The organism is Streptomyces sp. NPDC050997 (assembly GCF_040660135.1).
Taxonomy (GTDB): Bacteria; Actinomycetota; Actinomycetes; order Streptomycetales; family Streptomycetaceae; genus Streptomyces.
Genome location: NZ_JBFAGK010000003.1, coordinates 522,951 through 537,440, shown reverse-complemented (window position 1 = coordinate 537,440; position 14,490 = coordinate 522,951). Strand labels below are relative to the sequence as shown.

14 protein-coding genes are annotated in these 14,490 nt (G+C 69.4%); 8 read left to right on the top strand and 6 right to left on the bottom strand.

Features of this window, described 5'->3' with window-relative positions:
* Positions 1–153: 153 nt before the first annotated feature.
* Positions 154–507, top strand: coding sequence for a hypothetical protein (locus AB0H86_RS09105; protein ID WP_362434827.1), 354 nt, complete (start codon positions 154–156; stop codon positions 505–507).
* A gap of 435 nt (positions 508–942) precedes the next feature.
* On the opposite strand, the gene AB0H86_RS09100 is transcribed toward AB0H86_RS09105, so the two are convergent.
* Together AB0H86_RS09100 and AB0H86_RS09095 are read right to left on the bottom strand one after the other, a co-directional pair.
* Entirely contained in the window at positions 943–1,866 is a 924-nt protein-coding gene (locus AB0H86_RS09100) for an alpha/beta hydrolase (RefSeq protein WP_362434825.1), read from the bottom strand.
* Between the two features lie 92 nt (positions 1,867–1,958).
* Positions 1,959–3,206, bottom strand: a complete 1,248-nt coding sequence (locus tag AB0H86_RS09095) for an MFS transporter (RefSeq protein WP_362434822.1) — start codon at positions 3,204–3,206, stop codon at positions 1,959–1,961.
* A 78-nt stretch (positions 3,207–3,284) separates the two neighbouring features.
* On the opposite strand from AB0H86_RS09095, the gene AB0H86_RS09090 reads away from it, so the two are divergent.
* A complete protein-coding gene (locus AB0H86_RS09090; protein WP_362434819.1) occupies positions 3,285–3,896 on the top strand; it encodes an ABATE domain-containing protein in 612 nt (203 codons plus the stop codon).
* Here the strand turns inward: AB0H86_RS09090 and AB0H86_RS09085 are convergent.
* Complete coding sequence (locus tag AB0H86_RS09085; RefSeq protein WP_362434817.1) at positions 3,878–4,147, bottom strand: hypothetical protein; 270 nt, start codon at positions 4,145–4,147, stop codon at positions 3,878–3,880. The genes AB0H86_RS09090 and AB0H86_RS09085 overlap by 19 nt on opposite strands.
* 77 nt (positions 4,148–4,224) lie before the next feature.
* Here AB0H86_RS09085 and AB0H86_RS09080 point away from each other — a divergent pair, with 77 nt between their 5' ends.
* Positions 4,225–6,147, top strand: a complete 1,923-nt coding sequence (locus tag AB0H86_RS09080) for a cellulase family glycosylhydrolase (RefSeq protein WP_362434815.1) — start codon at positions 4,225–4,227, stop codon at positions 6,145–6,147.
* A 148-nt stretch (positions 6,148–6,295) separates the two neighbouring features.
* Positions 6,296–7,423, top strand: coding sequence for a hypothetical protein (locus AB0H86_RS09075; protein ID WP_362434812.1), 1,128 nt, complete (start codon positions 6,296–6,298; stop codon positions 7,421–7,423).
* Here the strand turns inward: AB0H86_RS09075 and AB0H86_RS09070 are convergent.
* From AB0H86_RS09070 to AB0H86_RS09060, 3 genes are all read right to left on the bottom strand, one after another.
* Positions 7,411–8,424, bottom strand: coding sequence for a hypothetical protein (locus AB0H86_RS09070; RefSeq protein ID WP_362434810.1), 1,014 nt, complete (start codon positions 8,422–8,424; stop codon positions 7,411–7,413). The genes AB0H86_RS09075 and AB0H86_RS09070 overlap by 13 nt on opposite strands.
* A 199-nt stretch (positions 8,425–8,623) precedes the next feature.
* Positions 8,624–8,917: an antibiotic biosynthesis monooxygenase family protein gene (locus AB0H86_RS09065; RefSeq protein WP_362434808.1), complete on the bottom strand. Its 294-nt coding sequence runs from the start codon at positions 8,915–8,917 to the stop codon at positions 8,624–8,626.
* A gap of 224 nt (positions 8,918–9,141) precedes the next feature.
* Positions 9,142–10,104, bottom strand: coding sequence for a carbohydrate kinase (locus AB0H86_RS09060; protein ID WP_362434805.1), 963 nt, complete (start codon positions 10,102–10,104; stop codon positions 9,142–9,144).
* A gap of 286 nt (positions 10,105–10,390) precedes the next feature.
* Between AB0H86_RS09060 and AB0H86_RS09055 the strand changes: the two genes are divergently transcribed.
* From AB0H86_RS09055 to AB0H86_RS09040, 4 genes are all read left to right on the top strand, one after another.
* Positions 10,391–11,407, top strand: coding sequence for a sugar ABC transporter substrate-binding protein (locus AB0H86_RS09055; RefSeq protein WP_362434803.1), 1,017 nt, complete (start codon positions 10,391–10,393; stop codon positions 11,405–11,407).
* 150 nt (positions 11,408–11,557) lie between these two features.
* The gene (locus AB0H86_RS09050; protein WP_362434801.1) at positions 11,558–12,553 is read left to right on the top strand and encodes an ABC transporter permease; all 996 of its coding nucleotides are present in this window, start codon (positions 11,558–11,560) and stop codon (positions 12,551–12,553) included.
* Positions 12,550–13,386 (top strand): ATP-binding cassette domain-containing protein, encoded by an 837-nt coding sequence (locus AB0H86_RS09045; RefSeq protein ID WP_053748791.1) that lies wholly within the window; start codon positions 12,550–12,552, stop codon positions 13,384–13,386. Before AB0H86_RS09050 ends, AB0H86_RS09045 begins: the two co-directional genes overlap by 4 nt.
* Positions 13,387–13,462: 76 nt before the next feature.
* Positions 13,463–14,485: a LacI family DNA-binding transcriptional regulator gene (locus tag AB0H86_RS09040; protein WP_362434798.1), complete on the top strand. Its 1,023-nt coding sequence runs from the start codon at positions 13,463–13,465 to the stop codon at positions 14,483–14,485.
* Positions 14,486–14,490: the final 5 nt, after the last annotated feature.

Here is a 14,490-nt window from a genome sequence, read left to right as displayed (position 1 = left end):
TATTCATGCCTCCGCAGATGGAGGTGTAACACGGTGGCCATTGCAAGACGCTGAAGTAGGAAGAAGAAGTAGGAAGAAATGGGTCACCGTCCGAGGCTGAATCTCGATTCCGGGCCGACCTGCCAACAGAACGCGCGCCAGATCGGAATTACTGTGAACAGCACCGACCCGGTTTCCGGATACCAGACCTACGACCAGCCCGCGGGAGCCGACCGCTCCACGCGCAACCACACCGCTGCACGGCGGACGGCTCTTGCGATCTGCACGATCGCTGACATCGCGGCCGGATTGCTGGGCCTGTGGATCGTGCTCTACTTGCTCGACGCCAACCAGGCCAACTCATTCGTCGAGTTCGTACGCGGAACTGCGAACTGGCTGTCCGGATGGGCACAGGATATTTTCACCATGGACACGGAAGGCCTACGAGTTGTCCTCAATTATGGTCTGCCGGCCGTCATATATTTGCTGATCGGTCATGGGATTGCTGCCCGGCTCAACCGGGCCTGACGGAATTGCGAGCACTCATCCAAGCCGCAATGAGCGCGACATCGGAAGGAACAGTGCTGTGACACCTGCCCTCAGCGGAAGTGATCACGTACCGATCTATGAGGACTTGGTGCGTGAACGAGGCGACGTCGTGGCCGAGGCCCAGCGGGCCGCCGAACATACGCAGCATCAGGCATGGGAGCTGCTGGGCAGAGAGGATGCCAACCAGCCGTATGTGCCCATGGCATGACGGGTGTTGGCTTCGCCGCCGTCGAAACCTCAACGTGCTGGGCCGCTACGGCTCCACCGCGTCCGCCCCGCAGCGGCGAGGAGGCCCGGTGCTCCACCGCACGCCGGTCAGCCGGCCTGCGTGCCGTTGCCACGAACTGCATGCAGGCCGGCTGGTCGCCTCCGGAGTCGAGCCGATGCCCGGTGCCGGCCACGTTGCCGGGTGGATCAGTGGAGGAGGAAGGGGAGGAGGTGATCGAGCAGGGCGTCGGGGCGTTCTTCGGGAACGTAGTGCCCGCAGTCGGGCAGGACGACGCTGTCGAGCCGCTCGGTCACGGGGGCGAGGAGGGCGCCGAGCCGTTCGCCTTGTCCGCGGGCTCCGGCGGCGCTGAGGACCGGCATGGTGAGCGGATGCTGCTTGCGCCGGTTGTTCTGAGCGATGTTGTCGTCGGTGGCCCGGTAGTAGTCGAAGCTGGCGCGCAGCGCTTCGGGGTCACGGGCGATCGTCTCGACGTAGAAGTCGACCGCGGATTCCGGCAGCGGGCGGGCGGCCTTGTGGCGGAACTGGTCGCTGTAGTAGATGTGCTCGCGGCCGCGGACGAGCTGTTCGTTGAGGGACCGCTTGCGGTTGAAGGCGAAGTGCCACAGCAGGTCGTTCTGTGCCTCGGGGCCGAAGAAGTCGATGTGGGGCGCGAGTCCGGGGATGGTCGCGTCGAGCAGGGCGAGGCGTTCGACCGCGTCGCCGTGGTCCGCGGCGAGGGCGTAGCCGATCCACATGCCGACGTCGTGTCCGACCATTGAGAAGCGTTCGTGGCCGAGCGTCCGCATGAGGGCGACGAGTTCGGCCGCCACGGTGCCGGTGTCGTATCCCTCCTTGGGCTTGTCGGACCGTCCGACGCCGCGCGGGTCGACCGCGATGACGCGGAAGTTCTCCGCCAGGCGCGGCATGACGTAGCGCCACACGTACCAGTTCTGCGGCCAGCCGCCGACGAGGAGGAGGGGCTGTCCGGCGCCGCCCTGCACGGTGTGCAGTTCGACGTCGCCGACCCGGACGAGGCTGCTGTCGAAGACGTCCGTGAAGCCGTCGGGGAGCGAGGGGACGCCGCTCACCGTGCCGAAGCCGGTGAGAGGTCGGATGGTCGTCGTGGTCATGAGTTCTGTTCTCCTTGCGTACGGGTCGGTCGGGACGTGGGTGAGATGGGTGCGGTGAATGCGGTGGACGCGACGGCGGTCGGGAGCACGGGTCACACCGCGGGCCGGTGGCTGCCCGCACGGTCGGCGCGGCCGAGGAGGGCGATCGCGGTGAGGAGCACGGCGAGGAAGCCGGAGAACCACAGCGTCGCTGTCGTCGGGTCTGCCAGTTGTGCGGCGACGCCGAGTCCGAGGGAGGTGACGACGAGGCCCGTGTAGGCGGCGAGGAAGAAGGTCGCGAGGGCCTCCGCACGCAGGTGCGCGGGCGCCGCTCCCGAGACCAGCGAGACCGCGGCCTTGAAGAGCGTGCCGGCGCCGACCCCGGCGATGACGCCTCCCGCGATGAAGAGCGCGGGGTTCGCCAGCACCATTCCCACGGCGACGGCGGCGCACCCGGCGGCTTCCGCCGCGACGCCGATACCGCGGCGCACCGCGGGCCGCACGGCACCGGAGAGGCTCTGCCCCAGCACTGCGGCGGCGAAGACGGCGAAGACCACGACGCCTGCGACAGCCGGCGAGCTCTGGTGCAAGGTGGTCGCGACGAATCCGGGCGCCAGCGAAGTGAAGAGCCCGAAGATCGCCAGGGCCGCGCAGACACACGCGACCGCCAGGGAGAAGAGTGCGGCACCGCCGTGCGGACGCACCCGCTGTATGCGGTACGGCACAGGGCGTTCGGGACGGTCCACCGTCTCCGGCAGAGCCATGACCGCGGCGGCCCCGGCGACGAGGAGCAACGCGAAGACGGCGTACGGCGTACGGACCGGGGCCGGAACGAAGGCCGCGAGCAGCCCGGCGACGAGGGGTCCCACACCCAGGCCGCCGACGTTCGCCGCGGTCGACACGGCCTCGAAGCGGCCCTGCCCGGCCCCGGGCCGCGCCCGTATGTGCAGGTCCTGGAGATAGGCGGTGGCGGTCGGGGTGGCCATGCCCACACCCAGTCCGGTGACGAAGCGGGCGAGGATTAGGCCGGGCAGATCCGGCCACACAAGGAAGAGGGTCGCCGCGGCCAGTTCGGACAGGAGCGCCGCGACCAGGACCGGGCGACGGCCGGTGTGGTCGGAGAGGTGGCCGGCGGACACGAGGCCCGCCGCGACGCCTACCGCGTACACCGCGAACACCACCGTCACGGTGAACGAACCGAAGCCGTCTCGCGCCTCATACAGCGGATACAGCGGCGTCGGCACCGTCGAGAAGGCGGTGACGACCGTGAAGACGACCGCCACGGCCCAGAACCCTGTCCGGTGCCGCCCGGAGCCCGGGAGCTCTGCAACATCATCGGGAAACTCCTTCAACTGGTTCATGCGAACCAGTTAAAACGGTTCGTACGGACGATGTCAAATGTTGGCCTCACGCCCGCGCAGCGCCTAGACTGAACCACCATGACCGGTTCACTAGATGTTCAAAGCAGTCCGGAAGGATTCCGGCTCGGCAACGAGATCCTCGCCTTCCGCTTCGTCGCCACGCTCGGGGAGCGGCGCGGCGACCCGGTGGAACGGATCGCCGCCCCGGAACGGCTGCGGGCCTGGCTCACCACCAACGGACTCGGCGGTGCGGACATGCCGGTCTCCGACGCCCTCCTGCGGGACGCCCACCAAATGCGCGAGGCCATCCACCGGGCCGGCACCGCCGTCGCCTCCGGTGGCGTGCCGGATCCGGCGGACGAGGAGCTGCTCAACCGCTGGACCGCACGTCACCGGGCGCGGCTCGTCCTCACCGGCGGGCAGGCGCAGTGGCATCTCCCGGACACCGACCCGGCGCGCGCCGCGCTCGCCATCGTCGCCCTGGACGCCGTCGCGACCCTCGGCGGGCACCGCGACGGCGTGATCAAGCGGTGCGAGCAGCGCACCTGCGGAGGGCTCTTCGTCGACACCAGCCGCGGCGGGCGACGGCGGTGGTGCTCCATGGCGACCTGCGGAAACAAGGTGAAGAAGGCCAACCTCAAAGCGGCGCGGGACGGCACCGAAGCCGGGAGTTACGGCCCGGCGACCTGACGACAGCACAAGAGCAGGCACAGCGGGACGGCGACGGCGGTGAAGGCCGCCGACCACCAGAAGACGTCGTCGAAGCCGTCGGCCAGGGCGCCCGGGGTGCGGGCGTCGCCGGCGGCGCGCTGAGAAGGATGACGGTGAGGACGGCGATGCCACCGAGCCGCCGCGGACCTGCTGAAAGTACAGCGCAGCAGAATCATCGCCCCGTACAGGGTGATGCCGCCCAGGAAGAGCATGGTGGCGAGAACTGACATCGACCTGGCCGGTGTTCCTTCGTAGGCTGGCATCCGCTGCTCGTCATTCCCCCCACCACGCGCCCACAGAGGACCGGATGCCGACCGTCAGACTTGTCCAGTACCTGACAGCAACAGTCGTGGTTCTCACGCTGCTGACCACGACGCCGACCGCGGTCGCCGCCACCCCGAAGCCCGCCGCCTCCGAGGCGCCCACCCAGACCACCGCCCCGGCGGCGGACAGCTGGCAGCCGCCGTTGTCCACCCGCGGTCGGTACATCGTCGACGCCCAGGGCCGCCGGTTCCGCCTGAAGTCGGCCAACTGGGACGGCGCGCAGGGCTCGTGGACAGGAAGCGGCAGCACCACCGACCCCGCCAACCACCACGCCGGCCAGAACTCCTACGGCATCCCCCTCGGCCTGGACCGCGCCCCGCTGCCCGAACTGCTCGCCGACTTCCACGAACTCGGCATCAACAGCATCCGGCTGCCGTTCTCCAACGAGATGATCCACGCGACAACTCCCGTGCCGGACGCCGCCGTCGCGGCCAACCCGCAGCTGCGCGACAGAACGCCTCTGCAGATCTACGACGCCGTAGTGGCCGCCCTCACCCAGGACGGGATCGCGGTCATCCTCAACAACCATACGAACAGCTCCCGTTGGTGCTGTGGCATCGACGGCAACGAACGGTGGAACAGCGGTCAGTCCACCCAGCAGTGGGCCGACGACTGGGTCTTCATGGCCCGCCGTTACGCCACCGACTCCCGCGTCGTAGCAGCGGATCTGTACAACGAAGTACGCCGTGACGTACTGGACGACCCCAACTGGGGTATGGGAGACGGCCACGACTGGTACGCCGCGGCCCAACTCGCCGCGGATCGCATCCTCACCGAGGCCAACCCCGAACTCCTCATCGTCATCGAGGGCATCAACTGGACCGGCCTGCCCGTCGACGGACTGCCGCACGACCGCCCCACCCTCACGCCCGTGCGCACCCTGTCGCACACCCTCGTGAACACTCACAAGCTGGTCTACTCGGCCCACTTCTACGGCTACACCGGCCCCCGGCACAGTGGTGCCACCGGAATCGGCGAGACCCACGACCCCCGCTACCAGGACCTGACCCGCGACCAGCTGTCCCAAGTCCTCGCCGACCAGGCCTTCTTCGTCACCACAGAAGGACAGCACTACACCGCGCCCGTGTGGGTCAGCGAATTCGGCATCGGAGCCAATGAGACCGGCACCGCCGCCCGCACCTGGTTCGGCAACATCACCGACTACTTCGCCGACCATGACGCCGACTTCGCCTACTGGCCCCTGGTCGGCTGGGAGGGCCACGACGACTGGGCCCTGCTGCGCTACGACACCGCGGGGAAACGGTACGGCCTCCTCGACCAGGACGACTGGCGCGCCACCGCCTGGGATCACCTCATGTCGTCCGCGACCCGCACCGGGTACATCGCGCCGGTGCCCGTCTGGCGCATGCTCACCACCGACCACGGCGACAATGTGCGGTCCCTGCGGGTACTCGCCGGCGGCGACTGGGATCCGGGTGCCTACAAGGCCGCCTGCCCCGACGGCCTGCGGTTGATCGGCCTCAGCCACACCGGCGGCCGTGGCCTGTGCACCGACACGCCCGGCGGCGACCTGCGCGCCGCAGGCGACGAGCAGACCGTCGTCACCGACGAACGCTACGTCCCCCCAGGCGGCGACTGGGCCGGCGGCTACACCAAACTCCAGTGCCCCGCAGGGCAGTTCCTCATCGGCTACAGCCGCCGCGGTGACCAGGTGTCGGCGGCCCTGTGCGCGCCCGCACGCACCGCACCGGGCCTCACCGGACGGACCGTCTGGTTCGACCGGTCCGACAGCCGGCCCGCTGATGGCGTCGGCGGCGACTTCGCCGAGGGCCACTACAAAGGCCAATGCGCCGCCGACGAGTACGCCGCCGGTATCGCCTTCACCACCCGCCTGGGCAGCACGTCGGGCCCCGCGGCCCTGTTGTGCGGCCCGCTGCACCCCTGACCCGCGCTCACCGCGAGACGAACTCGCTCAGGGGTTGGCCGAAGGCACTGCGGAACACACTCATCCGCTGCGTGCGCGGAAACTCATGCGCTCGCGGCGCCCGCCGCGCCGGAACCAACTGGCCGCCGCCTCATGTGAGGATGCGGCCATGGCGTGGCTGAGGAAGTGGGGGAGACGGGCGGTCGGGCTCGTGGCCGTGGCGAGTGCGGCGGTGGCGCTGACCGACTGCAGAGCGGGCGCCTCCGACGACGGGGGCCCCGGGGACCGCGAGGCGAAGTACAAGCGCGTCATCGAGGACCCTCACCCGCGCCCCGCCGACGTCATCGAGGCGGCCGGCGCACCCACCGGCGTGGTCCGCGCGGACGACGGCTCGCTGCTCCTGACGTACGACGCCGGCAACGTCGAGGACGACGAGGGGCCGGCCGCCACCGCCTGGCGCATCGTCGGCCCCGACGGCCGTACGGTCGCCGAGCACGCGGAACACGCGGACGCGGAGGCGGTGCCGCCCGCGTTCAAGGGGGCGCGCGGCGGCTTCGTGCGGGTGCCGGGGGAGGGGGCCGAGAGAGCGTATGCTCTCGACGTACTAGGCAAGCGGCACAAGGTCATCATCACCGAGACCCCGCTGCGCACCCGCCCCGGCGACATCCTGCTCGCCGAACCGGAGCCGACGCTCATCTACCGTCCCGCCACCCGCACCGTGGCGCCCCCGGCCGGCGTGCCGGACGACGCCATCGGCCTCGCCGTCGACGAGCGGGGCACGGTCTGGAGCCTGGACCAGCCCCTGACCGATGACCCCAACCGCGTCGTATGGCAGCGCGACGGTCGCACCCTCGGCTCAACAGCCGTCCCGGAGCCGTACGCCGGGGGCGTCCTCGCCGCGCGGGGTGGCACCACGGCACTGTCCCTCACCCAGGGCGAGGGCGTGCGCGGCCTGTTGGTGACGACGGACGGCGGCGAGCACTGGCAGACGGTCCTCACCGGCGGCATCCCCTGGAGGGACCTGAAGCGTGGCCCGCAGTCGCTGGTCCTGGAACCGCTTGCGGACGGGCGGCTGCTCGTCGGCGAGGAAGGCGGCCGCTACTGGCTCGCCGACGACCGCGCCGACATCGCCTTCCACGAGCTGAAGACGCCGGCGACATTCACGTCGCTCACCGTCGACGGCACGACGCTCTACGGCATCGCGGATACGACGACGGCGACGTACGACCTGGTGCGGGGCGAAGGGCTGTGGATCTCTGGCGACGGCGGACGCGAGTGGCGGCGCTACGCCTGGTAGCGGCCGGCGAGGGCGTGGAACGCCTTCTTGGGTTCCCAGGGCATGTCCGGGTACGTACGCGCGTCCGCCGGGTAGCCGCTGTGCTCGTCGAGGATCTTGACGATGCCGTAGGAGGCGAGGTCGGGGTCCGGACCTGGCTGACGGTGGGGGGTGCCGTAGCCGGCGAAGCTGAACCAGAAGACGGAGTCGACGCCTTCGTCTTCGAAGACGGGCATGAGGTCGTCGAGATAGCGGACCTGCTCGCTCTCGTCACGCACCAGATCCGGCTTGGGGGTGACACCGTCCGGCTCCATGGCCACGTACCAGCCCGAGCCGCCGTAGTCGCCCGCCCCACGGAAGGTGCAGCAGCCGACTTCCATGATGGCGACCGGCTTGCCGTGGGTGAACTCCTTGCGCAGGTCGTCGCGGTATGTGGCGGCGTTGCGGAGGCCCCGGAAGGCATCCAGGCCGACGATGTCGAACGGGCTCCAGTCCACGCCGTCCAGGGGACACGAGGCGTAGCTGATCGGGCCGGCGAAGAGAGGACGGACGGTGCGGACGACGTCACCGAGGAAGGCGTTGACCTTGTCGGGGATGGGCCGGAGCGCGGCTTCGCGGTCCGGGCCGGCCAGGACCGGGATGCGCTCGTCGAAGGTGTCGCCGGGCAGGTACCCGCGGGCGAACAGGCTCAGTTCACAGCCGGTGACAAGGACGACGTCGGCGCCGTCGTGGCGCAGGTGTTCGGCTCGCTCGGCGCAGTCGGCGAAGTACGGCAGCATCTGTTCGTCGGTCATCTCGCAGGGGAACGGCGAGAACCAGACCTCCAGCCCGGCGGCAGCCGCATGCCGCGCGGTGGTCTCGATCCGGTCCGGGTCGCCGCCCGTGATGCGGATCGCGGTGCAGTGCAGATCTTCCGCGATGACCCGCATGTCCCGCGCGACGACGTCGGCGTCGAAGACGGGCCGGGAGGTATCGCCGTTGGGAAAGGTGCCGGTGTCGTAGTGGATGCCCTTGCCTCGCATGCCTCGCCCCTCGGAGAAGAATCCGCTTGCCGCTGACGTTGCGATCGTCAAGTCTCCAGCGGCGTCAGAGTCAAGGCGCAGCCTCAGTTGCTGCCACCACCCCTCCGTCGACTCTCGAAGACAACGGCACTCAGCAGCGTCCCGGTCCGATGGCTTTCGTTGGTCACCGTCGCAGCATGAGTGCCGTCCGCCCGGCCGGTCACGCCAGCGGGTCGAGGAAGGTCAGCACAGAGGCGTCCTCTTCGATCAGCGGGACGAGGGCGGCGTTGAGCGGGCCGCCGTACGGGGCTTTCAGGTGCGCCTGGAAGGCGTCCTCGTCGCGGTACACCTCGAAGATCCAGAAGGCGCGCGGTTCGGCTGCCTTGGTGTAGACGTCGAAGGCGATGTTGCCTTCTTCCTCGCGCACCTTCAGCGCGTAGTCCCCGATCAGGCGGGCGACCTCGTCCTGCGCTCCCTCGCGGGCGGTGAACTCGGCGAGCAGGGTTTTCGTCACGGTCTCGCGTCCTTAGTCAGTTGTGGGCGGCACTTGCGGGGCGTCAGTCGTGCGTGGACCGGCCGAAAGCGACACACCTGATCGCCGTCGTCGTCCACGCCGTCGAACGGAGGTGTCATCGTTGACATGTGTCATCGTTGACATCGAATGCCCGATCATGATGGAGACCCGGCCAACGCGTCAACGTTCCGGTCGGAACTGCCCGGCGCGGCCCACCCGAACCGTCAGGCACCACTGGCGGTCGTGAACTGCGCCAGCTGTTCCTGCCACGGCGGATTGGGGCCGGCGACCGAGCAGGTCAGGGCCGCGACCCGAGCGCCGAAGCGACAGGCTTCCGCGACATCGTCCAGACCGAGATCGGCCAGTCGGCCACCGAGGAGCCCGCGCCCGTTGAGGTGGTGCAGCAGGCCGGCGGTGAAGGAGTCGCCCGCGCCGACAGTGTCGACCACCTGTGTGGCCACCGCGGGCACCCGCAGCCGTTCGCCGTCGAGTGAGGCCAGGGCGCCATCGGCGCCCAGCGTGATCACGACGAGCCGTACCCCCGCGGCGTGCCAGATGTCGCACGCCTGCTCGGGCGGGGTGCCCGGCAGGAGGAGTTCCAGGTCGTCCTCGCTCAGGCGCAGGATGTCGGCGAGAGCGCACCAGTGCGTCAGCCGGGCGCGGTAGATCTCGGGGCTCACCAGCAACGGCCGGACGTTGGGATCGATGCTGATGGTGGCCCTCGGAGCCGCCGCCGCCAGGAACTCCTCCACCACCGTGCCGCCGGGCTCACGAACCAGCGCCAGGGACCCGGTGTGCACGCAGGCCGTCTCGGACAGATCCACCCCTGCCAGTTCGCCCGGAGTCCACTGCCAGTCGGCCGTGTTCTGCGCGTGGAACGAGAACGCGGCCTGCCCGGTGGCGTCCAGCTCCGCCACGGCGAGCGTGCTCGGCTCGGCGGCGGCGACTGCGTACGAGAGGTCGACACCCGACGCCTCCAGGTGGGCCCGGAACAGGCGGCCGAACACGTCACCGGACAGGCGTGCGAGGAAGCGGGCCGGCGTGCCGAGCCGGGCCAGGGCCACCGCCGTATTCGCAGGGCCGCCGCCGGGCAGCACACGCAGAGCGAGTTCGTTCGAGGCGTTCGTCGGCTCGGTGAAGGCGTCCGCGACGCACTCTCCCAGAACGGTGATCTGACGCGGGCTCATGAGGTGCTCTCTCTCAGAAGGGCTCGAAAGGGATCGGAGCGGATCGGAATCGGCGCGGCCTGGCAAGGGGGCAGCGCGGCGACGCAGGCAGTGACCGGCCGCGCGGTGACGACGGCTGCGGCGGCCGTTGCCGATTTGTGACGAGTGGAAGGCATTGACGTTGCCGGGATCCGGAGTCCATCATCCTGGCCAGGCAGTGTCAACGATGACATAAGTCAACGATGACACCTCGGGCACCTGCTCTGATCCCAAGCCCGTGCCGCCCGCTATCCCACAGGAGTCGATCATGTCTCGCACCACCCGCCTGTCCTCCTCCCTCCTCAGAGCCGCCGCGGTCACGGGCGTCGCGGCCCTCACCCTGACCGCCTGCGGTTCCGGCGCCGATTCGGGCTCATCGAGCTCGGGCTCGGGCGAGATCAAGGTCGGTCTGATCACCAAGACCGACACCAACCCGTTCTTCGTGAAGATGAAGGAGGGCGCGGAGAAGGCCGCCAAGGAGAACGGCGCCAAACTGTCCACCGCGGCAGGCAAGTTCGACGGGGACAACGCCGGGCAGGTCACGGCCATCGAGAACATGGTCGCCTCCGGGGTGAAGGGCATCCTGATCACCCCGAGCGACTCCAAGGCGATCGTGCCCGCGATCCAGAAGGCCCGTGCCAAGGGTGTTCTGGTCATCGCGCTGGACACCCCGACCGAGCCGGAGAGCGCGGTCGACGCCCTCTTCGCCACCGACAACCTCAAGGCCGGCCAGCTGATCGGCGAGTACGCCAAGGCCGCCATGAAGGGCAAGACGGCGAAGATAGCCGCCCTCGACCTGGCGCCGGGCGTCTCCGTCGGCGTCCAGCGGCACAACGGCTTCCTGAAGGGCTTCGGCGCCACCGACAAGGACGTCGTGTGCGCTCAGGACACCGGTGGCGACCAGGCGAAGGGCCAGACCGCCATGGAGAACTGTCTGCAGAAGTCGCCCGACATCAACGTCGTATACACCATCAACGAGCCGGCGGCCCTGGGCGCTTACACCGCGCTGAAGGCCAAGGGCCGGGAGAAGGACGTCCTGATCGTCTCCGTCGACGGCGGCTGCACCGGCACCCAGGCCGTCAAGGACGGCAAGATCGCCGCCACTTCGCAGCAGTACCCCCTGAAGATGGCCTCCCAGGGCGTCAAGGCCGTGGTGACGTACGCCAAGGACGGCAAGAAGGCGTCCGGTTACACCGACACCGGCGTCACGCTGATCACCGACAAGGCGCAGAGCGGGGTCACGTCGAAGGACACCGGCTACGGCCTGGAGAACTGCTGGGGCTGAGCCCCCCAGGACCGTACGACGACGTAATCCCCCGCAGCGGGCGGTCGGCCCACCTCCCTGACCGGGGACGACCGCCCTAATTGTCCCGGCGACGGGGGCTTGTGCCCTCGTCCTCCGACAAGGACATCTGTCTTCCGACAAGGATTTCGCATGACAGCCACGACAACGCCGTACTCGGAGCTCAAAGCACCGACCACGGCCCGCAGACTGCTCACGGCACCGACCACCGGACCCCTGGTCGCGCTCCTGCTGGCCTGCGTCTTCTTCTCCTTCTCCACCGACCAGTTCCTCACGGGCGGGAACTTCTCGCTGATCGTGCAGCAGGTCATGGTCGTGGGCACGCTCGCCATCGGGCAGACCCTGATCATCCTGACGGCGGGGATCGACCTGTCGTGCGGGGCGGTGATGGCGTTCGGCAGCATCGTGATCGCCAAGACGGCGGCCGACGGCTCCGTACCACCACTCGTCGCGATCGCGCTGGGCCTGGCCGTCTGCGGCGGTTTCGGGCTGCTCAACGGGCTGTTGGTGCAGAAGATCCCGCTGCCGCCGTTCATCGTGACCCTCGGCATGCTCAATGTGGCGTTCGCGCTGACCCACATCTACTCCGAGGAGCAGACGGTCACGAGCCTGCCCGGCTCGCTGACGGCCCTCGGGGAGACCTTCCCCATGGGCCACACGGACATCACCTACGGCTCCCTGGTCACCATCGCCCTGTTCCTCCTCCTCGCCTACTCGCTGAGCAGCACCGGCTGGGGCCGCCACGTCTACGCCCTGGGCAACAGCGCCGAGGCCGCCCGGCTGAACGGTATTCGTACCTCCCGCCTCACCATCGGCATCTACACCGTGGCCGGCCTGCTGTACGGCATCGCCGCCCTGCTGCTCATCTCCCGCACCGGAGTCGGCGATCCGCAGGCCGGGCAGACCGACAACCTCGACAGCATCACCGCCGTGGTCCTCGGCGGCACCAGCCTCTTCGGCGGCCGCGGCTCGGTCCTCGGCACCTTCATCGGCGTCCTCATCGTCGGCGTGTTCCGCAACGGCCTCCAACTGATGGGCGTCGCCTCCATCTACCAGACCCTGATCACCGGCGTTCTGGTGATTCTCGCGGTGACCGTCGACCAGATCTCCCGGAGGAAGGCCCGATGACCGCCACCACCGCCCCCACGCCCGTTCTGCAGGCCCGCGGCCTGGTCAAGCGGTACGGCCAGGTCACCGCCATCGACGGTGCCGACTTCGACCTGCTCCCCGGCGAGGTCCTCGCCGTCATCGGCGACAACGGCGCCGGCAAGACCAGCCTCATCAAGGCCCTCACCGGCGCGGTGGTCCCCGACGCGGGCGAGATACGGCTGAACGGCGAACCCATCACCTTCTCCGGTCCGCAGAGCGCCCGCGCCCACGGCATCGAGACGGTGTATCAGGACCTCGCCGTGGCCGCCTCGATGGACATCGCCTCGAACATGTTCCTCGGGCGGGAGCTGCGTCGCCCGGGTGTCCTCGGCAGCGTCTTCCGCATGCTGGACAAGAAGCGCATGCGCCAGGAGGCGGCCGAGCACATGGCCGACCTGAAGATCGGTCTGCGTTCGCTCACGCAGTCGGTGGAGACGCTCTCCGGCGGACAGCGGCAGGCCGTCGCGGTCGCCCGTTCCGTCGCCTGGGCCCGCAGCGTCGTCGTGATGGACGAACCCACCGCCGCTCTGGGCGTCAAGGAGTCCGGCCAGGTTCTCGACCTCATCCGCCGAGTCCGGGACAAGGGCATGCCGGTCGTTCTGATCAGCCACAACATGCCGCACGTCTTCGAGATCGCCGACCGGATCCACGTGCACCGCCTCGGTCGGCGCGCCGCCGTGATCAAGCCCTCCGACTACTCGATGGCCGAGGTCGTCGCCATCATGACCGGCGCTCTGACCGTCGACGAGGCCGGAGATACTGTCGTAGCGGATTCGGAGGCCGCGAAGGCCGCCGGAGTCCAGGCCACCTGACAGCACAACATCGCTCTCGCATGTCCGGCCGAGGCCGCGGCCGGAACCGAGAGCCCTTCAGGAGACGGTTTCCTCCATGGCAGCGAACCGCCGCCCCACCCTGGCCGACGTCGCCCGAGAAGTCGGCGTCAGCGCCAAGACGGTCTCCCGAGTCCTCAACGAGGACGGGCCCGCCTCCGCGCAGACCAGGGAACAGGTACTGGCCGCAGTGGCCAAGCTCGGCTTCCAGCCGAACCTCATGGCCCGCAACATCCGCGTAGGCGGCCCGGACACCACCATCGGCCTGGTCATTCCCGACCTCGCCAACCCCTTCTTCGGAGCCGTGGCCCGCGCCATCGAGGACACCGTCCGCGAACGCGGACTGACCCTGCTCATGGGTTCCTCGGCGGACGACCCCGACCGCGAACGTGCCCTGACGGACAAGTTCCTCGCTCGCCGGGTCAGCATCCTGATCGTCGTTCCGTCCGTCGGCGCCGACCACTCCCACCTCAAGTCCCACCGTGCGGCGGGACTTCCCGTGATCTTCCTCGACCGACCGGGAGTCGGCCTCGCCACGGACAGCATCGTCAGCTCCAACCGTTCCGGAGCCCACGACGGCGTCGCCCACCTCGTCGCCCACGGACACCGGCGTATCGGCTTCGTCGGAGACCTGCCCCCGAAGCTGTACACCCGGCGCGAACGTCTGGCCGGCTACCGCTCGGCGCTGCGGGAAGCCGAAATCCCCTACGACCGCTCGCTCGTCACCAATGCCCACGACCAGCGGGGCGCCGAGGCCGCGACCGCCCAACTCCTCGGCCTCGCCGATCCCCCCACCGCCCTGTTCGCCGGCAACAACATCATGGCGCTGGGCACAGTCGCCGAACTGGCGCGCAGCAAGCGCAAGGAAGTCGCCGTCGTCGCCTTCGACGATGTGTCGCTCGCCGAGGCCCTCGAGCCGGCTCTGACGGTCGTCGCCCAGGACGCGGAAGAACTCGGCAGAACCGCGGCGACCACCGCGCTGAATCGACTCGACGGCGACCGCACCCGCGCCCACACCATCACCGTCCCCACCCGACTGATCGTCCGAGGCTCGGGCGAGCAGCCCGCGCCCAAGCTGTAGGCACC